Raw genomic sequence first — 13,920 nt, 5'->3', positions numbered from 1 at the left:
GTAAGACCGTTAAGCTCGTCTAGTGCGTCTCGTCATTGCCCGTTGCTCAGTTGACTACGCTGGCCGGCTGAACGCGCATCTTCCGTTGGCCACACGACTACTCCTCCATAAAAGCGACGGCTCGCTACTCGTTCACTCCGACGGCGGCTCGTACAAGCCTTTAAATTGGATGAGCCCCCCGTGCACATTGGCGGTCGAAGAGCCCGAGCAGGATGCCGTCGACGCCGGTGTCATTCAGCAGTGGCGCGTAACGCATGGCAAGACCGGCGACTCGTTGGTGGTGCGTATCTTCGAGGTCATCCACGACTCGACCCATGAGCTAGGTGTCGACCCGGGACTGATCAAAGACGGCGTCGAAGCAGACCTCCAGCGGCTACTGGCTGAGCAGGTTGATGTGATTGGCGAGAACCTCACGCTCGTGCGACGAGAGTTCCCGACCGCGATCGGCCCAGTGGATCTTCTTCTGCGAGATCCGGCCGGCGGCACGATTGCCGTCGAGGTGAAACGACGCGGCGATATCGACGGTGTGGAACAACTCACTCGTTACCTCGAACTGCTAGGACGGGACTCGCACCTCGCCCCAGTGACGGGAGTTTTCGCGGCTCAGGAGATCAAACCGCAGGCGCGAACGCTGGCGGCCGACCGCGGCATCCGCTGCGTAACCCTCGACTACGAAGACATGAAAGGCATCGAATCAGGAGTGCCTCGACTCTTCTGAGGTGCCGGTAGCGTATTGACTATGCCCGATCGCTCGCCTTTTTCATGTGTCCTCTGGGACGTCGACGGCACCATCGTCGACGCATCGGTCGGAATCCTTCGTCGGTTGACCATCACGATGGAGCACTTCGCTAAACCGGCGCCAACCCGCGCAGAACTCGTGCACTGGATCGGCCCACCGATGCACGACTCGTTCCAAGATAACGTCGGGATGAGTGCCGACGAGGCTGACGAAGCAGTCACTTTCTACCGCACACTCGGCAAAGCCGACGGCTATACGAAGGATGCACGCGTGTACCCGGGTGTCGCCGAGCTCATCCGTGACCTTGCCGCAAGCGGCATCCCCCAGGGGACAGCATCATCAAAACCCGAAGTGCAGGTCGCGGCACTCATGGATCACTTCGATCTTGCCCAGTACCTCACCTCGATCACCGGCGCCACAAGTGACGAGCGCACGCTGAGCGCAAAGTCGGACATCATCGCTGAGGCGCTTCGACGCCTCAGCGCATCGGGCGTCGACACGAGTCGCCCGGTACTGATCGGCGACAGGCACCACGACGTCGAAGGTGGCGCAGAGCAAGGAGTGCCTGTCATCTTCGTACGGTGGGGATTTAGCTGGCCGCACGAGTCCGAGGGTGCGCAGGCCGCCGTTGACAATGTCGATGAATTGCGCGAACTCCTCATCGTCGGAGACACCACCGCCGGCTGACTCGCCCGCTAGTGTGAGCACCATGTCGCAGACCTCCGTCATGGTAGGCCCACGCAGCCTCCTCCGCGCAGTCCTTCGCAGGATTCCGGCAACAATCACCCTTGTTCTCCTGATGATTGTTGTCGGGGTGGCAACGTCGGCCCTATGGCAGCCGTTTGTTAACAACTCCGCCTGGGATGTCGTCGCCTACGGCCTGCCCGCGCTCGAAGCTGGCAAGTGGTGGACGCCACTGTTGGGCACGTTCCTGATCGCCCGTCCGCTGCTCTACATTCCTGGGCTACTCGCCTTCGCCGGAATGGGTTATCTCGAGTACCGCCGCGGCTCTCGTATTGCCCTCGCCTACTTCACAGTCGGGCAACTCTTCGCCGTTATCGGCTCCGCACTGCTGGTGTGGATTCTCGCGTTCACGCCGTCTGATTGGGCACAGAACGTTGCGACGCTTCGAGACGTTGGCCCATCAGGCGGCACCATGGCGTGCATTGCTGCCGCTATTGGCCTTTTCATCTCCCCGTGGCGGGTGCGGGCATGGATCGTTCTACTCGCCTTCGTTTTCACCACAATGCTGTTTTGGGGAAACCTCGACGACATTGAGCATCTTCTCGCCGTCGTGCTTGTTCTTTCTGTTGACCGGACTCTTCGCGTTCAGAAGACCACGGTGCGAGAACAGCGACTCTTGGCGTTCGTTGGTCTTACGACCCTGGTGATTATGGAGATCATTGTTCTCCTCGTTCCCACCAGTGGCCCGTTTGGTGCTACCAGTCCAGAGCGCAATTCGATCATCGATGTGGCGACCGATGTCCTCATCGTGATCTTCGTCGCGAATGGCCTGCGACGAGGCAGGCGCTGGGCTTGGATCGTGTCCATCGTGCTTGCCAGCATCAACGTCGCAACCTTTGTTGTTGTGATCACGCTTGTTGCAGTACTTGGCATGAGCGCAGTCGCAGACCTTTTGTCCTCACCGCCGTCGCTGAGCCTTGCCACAGGAGTGCTCTGGATGCTGATGCTCGGCTATCTTTTCTGGGTTCGAGGTGCGTTCCGTGCGCGGCGAAGCGCTTCCGTGGGGATAGCGCCTACGCCCACGAAGTCCGACGTGGTCGCAGCGCTTCATGAGTCGGGCGGCGGAACGCTGTCATGGATGACGACGTGGGACGGCAACTCTTACGCCCGCACGTCGACCGGCATCGTGGTCTACCAGCGTCGAGCTGGTGTCGCAGTCGCTCTCGGCGATCCGCTCGGCCCGGAAGACGGACGCGCACAGTCAGTGCTGGAATTCATCGCCGCATCAGAGCGCGCCGGATTAGTGCCCTGCTTCTTCAGCTCAAGCGAGGAAACACGCGCCGCAGTGCCGAAAAGCTGGCGAAGTCTCATCGTCGCTGATGACACCATCGTGGATCTCAAGGGTCTTGAGTTCACAGGAAAACGCTGGGCCGCCGTCCGCACTTCTCTTAATCGGGCACAGCGCGAAGAAGTCACGTTCCGCATGACACGGCTTACTGACGAACCATGGGGCGTTCGGCAGCAACTCCGCGCGATCTCGGAAATGTGGGTGGGAGACAAGGGCCTGCCAGAAATGGGCTTCACTCTGGGCACACTCGTCGAGGCGGAAGACCCTGAAGTGCGCCTCGCGCTCGCGATCTCGTCGGAGGGCGACGTCGACGGCTTCTTATCGTGGCTGCCGGTCTACGGCCATGACGGCAAAATCCGTGGATGGACCTTGGATCTCATGCGTCGCCGCGATGGAGGCTTTGCTCCAGTGATGGAGTTCCTCATCGGATCTTCTGCCGCGTATTTCTCGCGGGAGGGGGCTGAGGTGCTCTCGCTGTCGGGAGCGCCGCTCGCGCATGATTATCCCGAGGACGCAGGCGTCATCTCGGATCTCAGCACTCGGTTGGCTGAAACACTCGAACCGGTCTACGGGTTCAAATCGCTGCACAGGTTCAAAGAGAAGTTTCACCCTCGCTACGAAACGATGTATCTGCTATTCCGCGACGAGAGCGACATGTCACGCATCGGCATGGGATTGACTCGCGCCTTCTTGCCCACAGCAACGCTGCGGCAATTCGCCGGCGCAGGCGTAGAGCTGCTGCGCGGCGGAAGTTCTTAAGCGAACGAAATTCCTGGGTGGCGGGAAATCCATCCCGCCACCCAGGACGTCATCGCTCGATTAGATCGGGCGGATCTCAGCTGCCTGAAGACCCTTGGGGCCTTCAGCAACCTCGAACTCGACCCGCTGGTTCTCTTCAAGCGAGCGGAAGCCGCCTGACTGGATCGCCGAGTAGTGCGCGAAAAGGTCCGCTCCCCCGTCGTCGGGCGCGATGAAACCGAACCCCTTGTCCGCGTTGAACCACTTTACGGTGCCTGTCGTGCTCATTGAATTGCCGTTCTATACATCACCCGCGCGCTCTGCGCCGGCTAGCCCCACGTTAGCGGTCAAAGTGGGGTATGGTCTACGCCCTTTGAGAAGGTGACACAAACGTTGCATGAAAATTTCCCATTCGATGCCCGGGCCGAGCCCTGCTCAAAGGCCCGGGCATCGACGGATCCCCCCGGATATGTCACGCAAAACGCGACAGCGACACTCTACTGATTTCCATAAGAAATAGGCAGTACTGCCAAAACAACGCGGGCGTAGAATCGTCAGGCCAATGTCTGACTCAGCAGGCTTCTCACCTCTCGATCCCCGAGGCGTCGTCCTCGGAGACGAAGTATTTGCTGTGCTCGGAAAAGCGATTCTCGACGGAACGCTCATGCCAGGTCAACGACTTCGCGACGTCGACCTCGCTGATCAGCTACGAGTGTCACGCACCCCGGTGAGAGAAGCACTACAGCGTTTAGAGAGATTTGGGCTCGTCGAAATCGCAGCCAACCGATGGACGCGTGTCACCACTCCGAGCCCTTCGGCACTGCGCGACACACTGGAGTTCATCGTGCATCTCGTGCGGGATGCTCTCACGCTGGGATTGCCGCGATGCTCCGATGACCAGCTCGAGCTAGTCGTGTCCGCATCCGAAGCTCTCGTCGACGCCTCCGAAGCGGACAACTCCGACGCGATGCTGGGCACCACGGTCATGATGTATCAGCAAGCTATCAGGGCAACCGGAAATGAAGTCTTCATTCAGATCATGCGAGAAGCCGGTATCGCCTTCCAACGTAATCTTCGCGGGTGGCAGCATCCCAACTCCAACGTTGAAACACGCACTAACAACTACCGGGAGCTCCGCGACGCAATTGCACAGCGCGATGCGGTGGCGGCCGAGCGCGCACTTTTCGCATCAACGAGCGATACACCGGCCACGTAGAAGTGCATAAAAGAACCCCGCCGGTAGGCCGGCAGGGTTCTCTGTCGATGTGCGCGAGGGGGGACTTGAACCCCCACGCCCTTGCGGGCACTGGCACCTGAAGCCAGCGCGTCTACCTATTCCGCCACTCGCGCGAAGCAGCACGCCGTTCAGCGCGCATACACAACTTCACGAGGATATCACGCCACGTGCGCCCGTCTTTTACGAAGAGAAGCACGTTTTCGCCGTCACATGACATGCTTCCAAGCGGTGGTGCACCCCGCATTCAGCCGAGCCAACTACGATATAGCCACCGATCGCCTGCCTGAGGAGTCACGTGGGACTACTTGACAGTTTCGAGAAAGGTCTCGAACGCGCCGTTAACGGCGCCTTCGCGAAGACCTTTCGCAGCGGCATCCAGCCCGTGGAGATCGCCTCTGCCCTCAAGAGCGAGATGGACAAGAAAGCGGCCGTGGTCAGCCGCGAACGCATCCTCGTTCCCAACTCTTTCGACGTGCGGCTCTCTGCCGCCGATGACGCCAAGATGAGTGCGCTCGGCCCGGCTCTTGGTGACGAACTCAACGCCCTCGTCCAAAAACACGCGACATCGCAGGGATACTCGTTTGCCGGGCCCGTTTCAATCACAGTGGCACGCGATGATTCGCTTTCGACTGGAACGCTGCGAGTTGATTCGCAATCCGCAGAAGGCCGAGTCTCTTGGAAAGCGGTCGTCGATATCGCAGGCACTCGTCATCCGCTATCCGCAGCGCGCACTGTCATCGGCCGCGGGAGTGACGCAGACATCACGATTGCCGACACTGGTACAAGCCGCCGCCACGTAGAAATTCTGTGGGATGGGGAGCGCGCCATGGTGCGTGACCTGCAGTCGACAAATGGCACGAAGCTCAATGGGAACCCCGTGAAAGAAGCGGGCCTTACGCCTGATTCGACCGTCACAATCGGGCGCACCAATATTGTCTTCCGCGTCGTGCCGCAAACGACACCGCGCCGGCCCACCGCGGACGGTGTCTCCGATGCCACGCGAGTCTTCACACCAGAAGAAGGAGGTCCGCTCGCATGAGTGAGCTCACTCTTCTCCTGCTTCGCATCGGTTTTCTGCTGCTGCTGTGGTTCTTCGTCTTCGCTGTCGTCTACTCTCTTCGCGCCGACCTGTTCGGCGCAAAGGTGCGACGGATGCCCCAGCCCGCAGCCGCGCCAGCCGCACCGATATCGGGTGCCAAAGATGCGACAGCACCGGTCGCCTCGCCTCCGGCCCCTTCCAGAGAAAAGAACGGGCGACGCGAGAAGGCCACAGCCGAAAGCGTTTCGCGCATCGTGATAACAAGCGGACCTAAGACCGGTCTTGAAATCCCCCTGGGCACCGAGCCGCTCACGATCGGGCGCTCGAGCGAATCTGGACTCGTCATCCGCGACGATTACACATCGAGTCATCACGCGCGCCTTCTGTTGTGGGGCGATCAGTGGATGTTTCAGGATCTGGACTCAACAAATGGTTCATGGCATGACGGAGAACGAGTGACCTCACCCGTTCCGATCACCGCCGGTGCGCCACTCAAAGTCGGAGCGACCACCTTCGAACTGCGGAAGTAGCGGACCTCCTCGATGGTTTTCCAAGGCTCGAGTGCAGCACTTTCCCACACCGGGAAGGTGCGCGCGAACAACCAAGATTCGGGCTATTCCGGCTCGAATCTGTTTGTCGTCGCCGACGGCATGGGCGGTCACGCGGGCGGCGATGTCGCATCAAGCCTGGCCGTGCACCGCCTCGAAGATCTTGATCATCCCTACGGCTCGACGTCCGACGCCGAGCACGCGCTGCAAACCGCGATTGTCGATACCGCAGGCGACATCATCGACACAGTTCAGGTCAAGCCCGAGCTTGCGGGGATGGGCACGACCGTCAGCGCGCTCATCATGGTCGAAAATTATGCCGTCATCGCGCATATCGGCGACTCCCGCATCTATCTCTACCGTGACAACACGCTCACGCAGATCACGACGGATCACACTTTCGTGCAGCGGCTCGTCGATTCCGGCCGAATCACCCCTGAAGAAGCTCGTTACCACCCGCGGCGTTCTGTACTCATGCGAGTACTGGGAGACATGGATCCCGACCCCGAGGTCGACACGTTCATCATGCCTACGCAGCCCGGTGACCGATGGTTGCTGTGCTCAGACGGGCTGTGCGGCGTCGTCGATGACGCGCACACCTCGAAAGTCCTCGAAAACGCCCTCGCCCCGGGCGCCACCGCTGATGCACTACTGAAGCTTGCTCTCGATGCGGGCGCACCAGACAACGTCACCATCGTGCTGGTCGACGTTGGCGGACAACATCCTGTCGTGTCTGGAACGCCTACCGTGGTGGGTTCGGCATCGAATCCCGTCGGTATTGAGGTACCAGCGGCACGTCCCGGCCGATCTTCTTGGCTCCACCCGGCGCGGCAAGCAGCCAACGAGCCGTCGCATTTCGAGCCGGCTCCGGAGTATCTCGAAGAGCTGATCGATGAAGACCGCCGTCGCGCGCGGCGGCGTCGCGGTGTCTGGATCGCTGGCCTCGTGCTCGTGCTTGCGGCCATCGCCGCAGCTCTTTTCGCGGGGTACAGCTGGTCACAGACCCGTTATTACGTCGGCGCAGATGACGACTCGGTCGTCATCTATCGCGGCGTGCAGCAAAGCATCGGCCCCATCGCGCTTTCGAGCCCGTACGAAGAGACCGATATCGCACTGGCCGACCTCAGCGACTTCGACCGAAACAAGGTTGAGAACACGATCTCGGCGCGTTCGCTCTCCGACGCCAAGCTGATCGTCGACCGCCTAGAACCGCAAGAGGAGGCTGCCGGATGACCGCGCCCGTTTCAGACGCACCCGCCGCCGACACCGCGGTCCTGCGAGCACTTCGCAAAATCAGAGTGCCTCAGACGCTTCGCAATCGCGAGATGTGGCTGTTGCTCTTCGCGTTCGTCATCAATGCCGGCGCGGTGGCGCTTGTTCAATTGGGAGCCCTCGGTGCGATAGACGCAAGCTTCCTGATCTATGGCGGCGGCGTCTCAGTACTCACACTCGTCATCCACATCCTGCTGCGCATCTTCGCGCGTGATGCCGATCCGTTCCTGCTCCCGATCGCGACGCTCCTCACGGGCCTCGGCATTGCAATGATCTATCGCATCGACATCGCGAACGGTGCCGACGGCTGGGATTCTTTCGCGATAAAGCAACTCGCCTGGACAACGATTGCACTGGTGCTCGCGATCGCCGTCGTTCTCTTCCTTCGCAACTACCGTGTCCTCTTCCGCTACACCTACGTTGCGGGTTTCGCGGGTGTCGCGCTTCTGATTTTGCCTTTCATTCCCGGCCTCGGTACCGATGCGAACGCGGATGTTTGGGTCTCACTCGGGTTCTTCTCGTTCCAGCCTGGCGAACTCGCCAAGATTGCGCTCGCAATCTTCTTCGCCGGATACCTCGTGCGCACGCGCGAAAGCCTGACCTCGGTCGGCACGCGCTTTTTGGGGATGACGTGGCCTCGAGCGCGCGAGCTCGGCCCCCTGCTGGTGATCTGGTTGGTCTCGCTCGGCACGATCGTGCTGCAACGCGACCTGGGCACCGGTCTCCTCATCTTCGGCATGTTCGTCGCGATGCTGTACGTCGCGACGGGCAAAACGAGCTGGGTTCTGATCGGCCTCAGCCTTGCCGTCATCGGCGCGCTGTTGGCGTCGCAAGTCCTCACCTACGTCGGCTGGCGCTTCAAGAACTGGCTGGATGCCTTCAACCCTGACGTCATCGATGCATCGGGTGGCAGTTACCAACTTGTGCAGGGCATTTTCGGGCTCGCACACGGCGGACTCATCGGCACGGGACTCGGCCAGGGCCGGCCCTACCTGACACCGCTTTCGCAGAGCGACTACATCTTGCCGAGCCTCGGTGAAGAACTCGGGCTCGTTGGAGTGTTCGCAATCCTGTGTCTGTACATGGTTCTTGCCAGCCGCGGACTTCGAATCGGAATTGCCGGTCAAGACGACTTCGGCAAGCTTCTGGCCACAGGATTGTCTTTCACGGTCGCTCTGCAGGTGTTCATCATGGTCGGTGGAGTCACCCGTGTCATCCCACTCACGGGTCTCACCACGCCGTTCTTGGCAGCTGGCGGCTCGTCTCTCATCGCAAACTGGTTGATCGTTGCAATACTTCTCCGCATCTCAGACTCCGTCCGTACCCGGCCGAGAGCGGTGATCGGATGACGAAAGAACTGAAACGGCTCAGCATCCTGATGCTGGCCATGTTCCTCGTGCTGTTCGGCTCAACGAGCTGGATCCAGGTGGTCGAATCAGACTCACTCGCCGACAACGACCGAAACACTCGCGCCCTCTACGATTCGTACGAGGTTCAGCGCGGATCGATTATCGCGAGTGGGAGTGCCATCGCGTCGTCTGAGCAATCCGACGACGTGTTCAGCTGGCAGCGGGTTTATACGGATGCTGAGATGTGGGCGCCCGTGACCGGGTACATCAACCCCGCCTTGGGCTCAGCAACAGGTATCGAGCAGTCGATGAACCAGGAACTCTCCGGTACCGGCGGCTCACAGTTTCTCGATCGTATCGAGCAGATTTTCACCGGGCAGTCACCGCAGGGGTCAAATGTCGTGCTGTCGTTGGACGCCGATGTGCAGCGTGCAGCCTACGAGGCACTGGGTGATCAACAGGGTGCGGTGATTGCAATAGAGCCATCAACCGGTCGCATTCTCGCTATGGCTTCGTCTCCGAGTTACGACACCAATCTCCTCGCCTCGCACGATACCGAGGCTGTGCAAGCGACGTATGCCGACCTCGATGCGGCAGTGAATCATCCGCTTTACAACCGCGCTATCGCCGGAAATCTGAACCCCCCTGGCTCGACCTTCAAGCTCGTTGTCGTTTCTGCTGCTCTTGCTTCCGGCGACTTCACTCCCGAGTCAACCCTCCCCAACCTCGCAACGTACACCCTGCCTGGAACCAGTACATCGATTCGAAATGCTGGCGGCGGGACGTGTGGTGGTGGCGAGACAGTGACCATTGCTGACGCTTTGCGGCTGAGCTGCAACATCCCGATGGCTCAACTCGCGGTGGAATTAGGCGATGACACGATCCTCGAAGAGGCCGAGAAGTATGGATTTAATTCGTCATTCTCACTCCCGCTCGAGTCGACTGCATCGACTTACCCGACCGGTCTCAGCGCGGACAAGACGGCACTCACCGGCTTCGGGCAGGGCGATGTGCGGGCAACACCCTTGCAGATGGCGATGGTTTCCGCCGGCATCGCGAATGACGGCGTCGTGATGAATCCACGGATGGTCGACGAGGTCATCGCTCCCGACCTTTCGGTTCAGAAAACCTACGAAGATAGCGAATATGGCAGGGCACTCGATGAGGACCTCGCCACGGAGATGGTGCAAATGATGATCGCGAATGTCGATAACGGTGCCGCATCGAATGCAAGAATAGATGGCGTCAAGGTGGCCGGTAAGACCGGTACTGCAGAGAATGGGTCAGATGACCCATACACCTTGTGGTTTACCGGCTTTGCGCCCGCAGACGATCCCGAGGTTGCTGTTGCGGTCGTCATTGAAGACGGTGGCGGGCAAGGACAAACGGGCACGGGAAATACGATCGCGGCGCCCATCGCGAAAAAGGTCATGGAGGCGGTGCTAGGTAAATGAGACCGACACAGGGTGTGACCTTCGGCGGCCGCTATGAGCTTGACTCGCGGATCGCAATCGGCGGCATGGGTGAAGTGTGGGAGGCCAACGACCACGTCATTGGCCGTACCGTCGCCATCAAGATCCTCAAAGACGAATACATGGGCGATCCCGGCTTCCTCGAGCGTTTCCGCGCGGAGGCTCGCCACGCCGCACTCGTCAATCACGAGGGCATAGCGAGCGTCTTCGATTACGGCGAAGAAAACGGTAGCGCTTTCCTCGTCATGGAACTTGTCCCCGGCGAAGCTCTCTCGACTGTGCTGGAGCGCGACGGTTCTTTGTCGAGCGACAAGACACTCGACATCGTCGCTCAAACAGCGGCCGCACTCCAAGCCGCGCACGCCGCGGGACTCGTGCACCGAGACATCAAACCCGGAAACTTGCTGATCACGCCGGACGGCCGGGTCAAGATCACCGACTTCGGCATCGCCCGCATCGCCGATCAGGTTCCGCTCACCGCGACCGGTCAAGTCATGGGTACCGTGCAGTACCTCTCGCCTGAGCAGGCATCTGGCCACCCAGCATCCCCTTCGACCGATATCTACTCTCTCGGAATCGTTGCGTACGAGTGCCTCGCAGGCAAACGTCCCTTCACAGGAGAATCGCAAGTAGCCATCGCGATGGCTCAAATTAACGAGCAGGCACCGCCGCTGCCGCCGACGATCGCCGCGCCGGTGCGGAACCTCGTCATGGCGATGATCACGAAGAAGCCCGAGGAGCGTCCATCGACTGCTGCCGCCGTCTCTCGTGCCGCGGCAGCTCTCCGTCGAGGCGACGTAGCAGCAGCCGCAAGTGCAGTCCCAGCCGTCGCCGATGGTGTTCTCGAAACAGACGCGGCAACTCAGCTGCTCACCGCCGCGGGAGCAACGGGGGCCGCCACTCAGCTGATGCCGAGCGCTGACGCGGATGCTGCAACGGGAGAGCCCGTAAAAAAGAAGAAGCGCAGCCCCTGGACGTGGCCGCTAGTCGCGCTGGTGGCTCTCCTGCTTATTGTCTTGGGTGGCACCGTTTTCGCTATCTTCGGCGGTCAGGGTGGCGATGCCGACCCCACAGCCTCAGCCTCGACGTCGAAGCCTGCTCCTTCGAAGACGACCCCGAGTTCGACACCATCGGAGTCAACAGTGAGCGTGAACGCATTGGGCCTCGAGGGCCTGACGTGCGACGACGCCTCGGCTCGGCTCGACGAGGCCGGACTTGCGGCTGATTGCACTACCGGCAACAGCGCGCCCAACGCGGAAAGCGTCGGCGTCGTCTACGAGGTCAACCCCACGGGAAATGTTCCCGAAGGCACGATCATCAAGCTCACTGTTTACGCCGGTGAGGTTGAGCTCGAAGCACCGAGCGCACCCTCGATGCCTGACACCGCCGTGACCGGAACATCGGTGCAGGTAACGTGGGCCGGCTACACCTGCCCATCGGGTACGGGAGCGGTGAGCTCATACGAGTTCACCGCCACAAACGGCGTGTTTCCGACCACGGGGCAGTCCACGGCGAGCTTCGGTTCCGGTGAGCGCAGTGCAGATCTGCAGATCACGGGCACCGAAGGCCAAACGGTGATCGTCAACTACACGGTGACCTGCTCCGGCGGTTCGAGCACTGAAGCACGCACGTCGCCGACTTCAGGTGAAGCGACGCTTCAGGTGCAAGCACCCGAGCCCGCACCAGATCCGTCATCATCACCGTCGGCATCAACGCCCTGATACGCAACCGATATATCGGTTGGGCATACCCTCAGCAGTCGTCCGTTAGGCTGAATACGATCCACCCAGGGAGTGACCGTGACAGCTGATCCGCGACTGCTTTCCGAGCGCTACCGGGTAGATGAACTCATCGGAATTGGCGGCATGGCGAGTGTCTACCGGGGGTATGACGCAACACTTGGCCGTGAAGTAGCGATCAAGCTTTTGAAGCCTGAGCTCGCCGCTGATTCCGCGTTTCGCACGCGTTTTCGGCTTGAAGCGCAAGCGGCGTCCCGCATGGCGCATCCCTCGATCGTTCGAGTGTTCGACGCGGGTGAAGACTCCGAAGTCGACGCCGAGGGCAAGACAGTGCCAGTCCCATACATTGTGATGGAACTCGTCCACGGTGAGCTATTGAAGAACATCATCGCGAGTGGTCCTGTCCCCCTCAGCGACTCTTTGAGTTACGCAGATGGAATCCTTGAGGCACTCGAGTACTCGCACCGGGCGGGTGTCGTTCACCGCGACATCAAGCCCGGAAACGTCATGATCACGGCCTCGGGCAACGTGAAAGTGATGGATTTCGGTATCGCTCGCGCGGTATCCGACTCGTCGTCGACCGTCGCGGAAACGACGACGATTCTTGGTACTGCCGCTTATTTTTCACCAGAACAAGCCAAGGGCGAGTCGGTGGACACCCGAGCCGACCTCTACTCGACCGGTGTTGTGCTGTACGAGCTGTTGACAGGCCGACAGCCTTTCCGTGGCGAATCTCCCGTTGCTGTCGCTTATCAGCACGTGAGCGAGGCCCCTGTCGCACCCTCTGAGATCGTCGAGGACATCCCCCGTGGACTCGATGCTCTCGTGCTGCGAGCACTCGCAAAAGATCCTTACCAGCGCTTTCAGGATGCCGCGAGTTTCCGTGCGGCTCTCGTCGCCGCAGTAGAGGGCAAGAGTCCATCCAAGCGCCAGTTAGGCACGCTCACCAGCGAACTTTATGGCCCCAACCCCCGTCACGCTGCGGAAACTGCTCGTTCTCTCCGCCAGCTCTCCACTGACACCACGATGCCACGCACGCAAGCGGGGCCACCTGTCGCTTGGATTTGGGCCGGCGTTGCAGTGCTCGCTGTGTTGTTGATCTCGGTGTTGATCTGGGTGGTTTCACTGCCCCGCGGTGAATCGGTACCGGAATCGTCACGCGTCATTCCTGATGTGTCGCAGATGGCGGCAGACCGAGCGGTGACAACGCTCGAAGATGAAGATCTCGAGACACTGACTCGTAAAGAGTCGAGCAATAGCGTCGCCGAAGGAAACGTCATCCGGACAGATCCCGCGGCTGGAGTGACAGTGACACCAGGAGAAACAGTCACTGTCTATGTCTCGATCGGCCAAGAGCTTGCAACGGTGCCAACTCTCGAAGGTCTTACTGAAACTGATGCTCGTGCGGCGCTCGAGGCAGCGGGTCTGAAAGTCGGCACCATCACACCTCAAAATGACGCGGAGCTTTCGGCGGGAATTGTCATGTCCGCGTCGGTCCGCGCCGCGAGTGAGGTTCCTCCCGGCACTATCGTGAACATGGTTGTGGCGACCGGCCGAGTGGTCTTGGTTGACGTCACGGGATACACGATCGACGCGGCAACGCGAGGGTTGGAAGATCTCGGACTGCTCGTCGAAACTGCTGACGATCCCGAGTGTGCAGCTACGAACCCCCGAACGGTGTCTGTGCAGTCACTCGCGCCCGGTGAGGTCGGCATTCACTCCACCGTGACACTCACGTCCTGCTCCGGCTAAACA

At 60.5% G+C, this 13,920-nt stretch carries 12 protein-coding genes and 1 tRNA gene; 11 read left to right on the top strand and 2 right to left on the bottom strand.

The annotated features are described in order from the left end of the window. Window positions 1–22 precede the first annotated feature (22 nt). The 3 genes from nucS to G6N83_RS06885 are packed head-to-tail and all read left to right on the top strand — an operon-like array spanning window position 23 to window position 3,530. On the top strand, window positions 23–718 hold the full coding sequence (nucS, locus tag G6N83_RS06895) for an endonuclease NucS (RefSeq protein WP_165140607.1): 696 nt from the start codon (window positions 23–25) through the stop codon (window positions 716–718). Window positions 719–739: 21 nt separating this feature from the next. Further along, a complete protein-coding gene (locus G6N83_RS06890; RefSeq protein WP_165140605.1) occupies window positions 740–1,426 on the top strand; it encodes an HAD hydrolase-like protein in 687 nt (228 codons plus the stop codon). Window positions 1,427–1,448: 22 nt separating this feature from the next. Continuing rightward, the gene (locus G6N83_RS06885) at window positions 1,449–3,530 is read left to right on the top strand and encodes a bifunctional lysylphosphatidylglycerol flippase/synthetase MprF (RefSeq protein ID WP_241246113.1); all 2,082 of its coding nucleotides are present in this window, start codon (window positions 1,449–1,451) and stop codon (window positions 3,528–3,530) included. A 60-nt stretch (window positions 3,531–3,590) separates the two neighbouring features. Here G6N83_RS06885 and G6N83_RS06880 read toward each other — a convergent pair whose 3' ends face one another. Further along, window positions 3,591–3,797 carry a cold-shock protein gene (locus G6N83_RS06880; protein ID WP_165140603.1) on the bottom strand — a complete coding sequence of 69 codons (207 nt, stop codon included), beginning with the start codon at window positions 3,795–3,797 and terminating at the stop codon, window positions 3,591–3,593. Window positions 3,798–4,071: 274 nt separating this feature from the next. Between G6N83_RS06880 and G6N83_RS06875 the strand changes: the two genes are divergently transcribed. Further along, window positions 4,072–4,725, top strand: a complete 654-nt coding sequence (locus G6N83_RS06875; RefSeq protein ID WP_208379735.1) for a GntR family transcriptional regulator — start codon at window positions 4,072–4,074, stop codon at window positions 4,723–4,725. A 50-nt stretch (window positions 4,726–4,775) separates the two neighbouring features. On the opposite strand, the gene G6N83_RS06870 is transcribed toward G6N83_RS06875, so the two are convergent. Beyond that, window positions 4,776–4,859: transfer RNA gene (locus G6N83_RS06870), tRNA-Leu, on the bottom strand. 182 nt (window positions 4,860–5,041) lie between these two features. On the opposite strand from G6N83_RS06870, the gene G6N83_RS06865 reads away from it, so the two are divergent. The 7 genes from G6N83_RS06865 (at window position 5,042) to pknB (ending at window position 13,917) form a co-directional block, all read left to right on the top strand. Next, the gene (locus G6N83_RS06865; RefSeq protein WP_165140601.1) at window positions 5,042–5,785 is read left to right on the top strand and encodes an FhaA domain-containing protein; all 744 of its coding nucleotides are present in this window, start codon (window positions 5,042–5,044) and stop codon (window positions 5,783–5,785) included. Continuing rightward, window positions 5,782–6,315: an FHA domain-containing protein FhaB/FipA gene (locus G6N83_RS06860; protein ID WP_165140599.1), complete on the top strand. Its 534-nt coding sequence runs from the start codon at window positions 5,782–5,784 to the stop codon at window positions 6,313–6,315. Before G6N83_RS06865 ends, G6N83_RS06860 begins: the two co-directional genes overlap by 4 nt. A gap of 12 nt (window positions 6,316–6,327) precedes the next feature. After that, complete coding sequence (locus G6N83_RS06855) at window positions 6,328–7,566, top strand: Stp1/IreP family PP2C-type Ser/Thr phosphatase (RefSeq protein WP_165140597.1); 1,239 nt, start codon at window positions 6,328–6,330, stop codon at window positions 7,564–7,566. Then, complete coding sequence (locus G6N83_RS06850) at window positions 7,563–8,954, top strand: FtsW/RodA/SpoVE family cell cycle protein (protein WP_165140595.1); 1,392 nt, start codon at window positions 7,563–7,565, stop codon at window positions 8,952–8,954. Before G6N83_RS06855 ends, G6N83_RS06850 begins: the two co-directional genes overlap by 4 nt. Further along, window positions 8,951–10,408, top strand: a complete 1,458-nt coding sequence (locus tag G6N83_RS06845) for a peptidoglycan D,D-transpeptidase FtsI family protein (protein WP_165140593.1) — start codon at window positions 8,951–8,953, stop codon at window positions 10,406–10,408. The genes G6N83_RS06850 and G6N83_RS06845 overlap by 4 nt, the downstream gene beginning before the upstream one ends. Next, window positions 10,405–12,147, top strand: coding sequence for a serine/threonine-protein kinase (locus tag G6N83_RS06840; protein ID WP_165140591.1), 1,743 nt, complete (start codon window positions 10,405–10,407; stop codon window positions 12,145–12,147). The genes G6N83_RS06845 and G6N83_RS06840 overlap by 4 nt, the downstream gene beginning before the upstream one ends. A gap of 78 nt (window positions 12,148–12,225) precedes the next feature. Continuing rightward, a complete protein-coding gene (gene pknB, locus G6N83_RS06835) occupies window positions 12,226–13,917 on the top strand; it encodes a Stk1 family PASTA domain-containing Ser/Thr kinase (RefSeq protein ID WP_165143227.1) in 1,692 nt (563 codons plus the stop codon). Window positions 13,918–13,920: the final 3 nt, after the last annotated feature.

The organism is Microbacterium endophyticum (assembly GCF_011047135.1).
Lineage (GTDB): Bacteria > Actinomycetota > Actinomycetes > Actinomycetales > Microbacteriaceae > Microbacterium > Microbacterium endophyticum.
This window is presented reverse-complemented; position numbering and strand designations above follow the sequence as displayed.

Coding starts and splice junctions, on each gene's coding strand:
- G6N83_RS06890 (WP_165140605.1), top strand. CDS start 740: ATGCCCGATCGCTCGCCTTTTTCATGTGTCCTCTGGGACGTCGACGGC.
- G6N83_RS06885 (WP_241246113.1), top strand. CDS start 1,449: ATGTCGCAGACCTCCGTCATGGTAGGCCCACGCAGCCTCCTCCGCGCA.
- G6N83_RS06880 (WP_165140603.1), bottom strand. CDS start 3,797: ATGAGCACGACAGGCACCGTAAAGTGGTTCAACGCGGACAAGGGGTTC.
- G6N83_RS06875 (WP_208379735.1), top strand. CDS start 4,072: ATGTCTGACTCAGCAGGCTTCTCACCTCTCGATCCCCGAGGCGTCGTC.
- G6N83_RS06860 (WP_165140599.1), top strand. CDS start 5,782: ATGAGTGAGCTCACTCTTCTCCTGCTTCGCATCGGTTTTCTGCTGCTG.
- G6N83_RS06855 (WP_165140597.1), top strand. CDS start 6,328: ATGGTTTTCCAAGGCTCGAGTGCAGCACTTTCCCACACCGGGAAGGTG.
- G6N83_RS06850 (WP_165140595.1), top strand. CDS start 7,563: ATGACCGCGCCCGTTTCAGACGCACCCGCCGCCGACACCGCGGTCCTG.
- G6N83_RS06845 (WP_165140593.1), top strand. CDS start 8,951: ATGACGAAAGAACTGAAACGGCTCAGCATCCTGATGCTGGCCATGTTC.
- G6N83_RS06840 (WP_165140591.1), top strand. CDS start 10,405: ATGAGACCGACACAGGGTGTGACCTTCGGCGGCCGCTATGAGCTTGAC.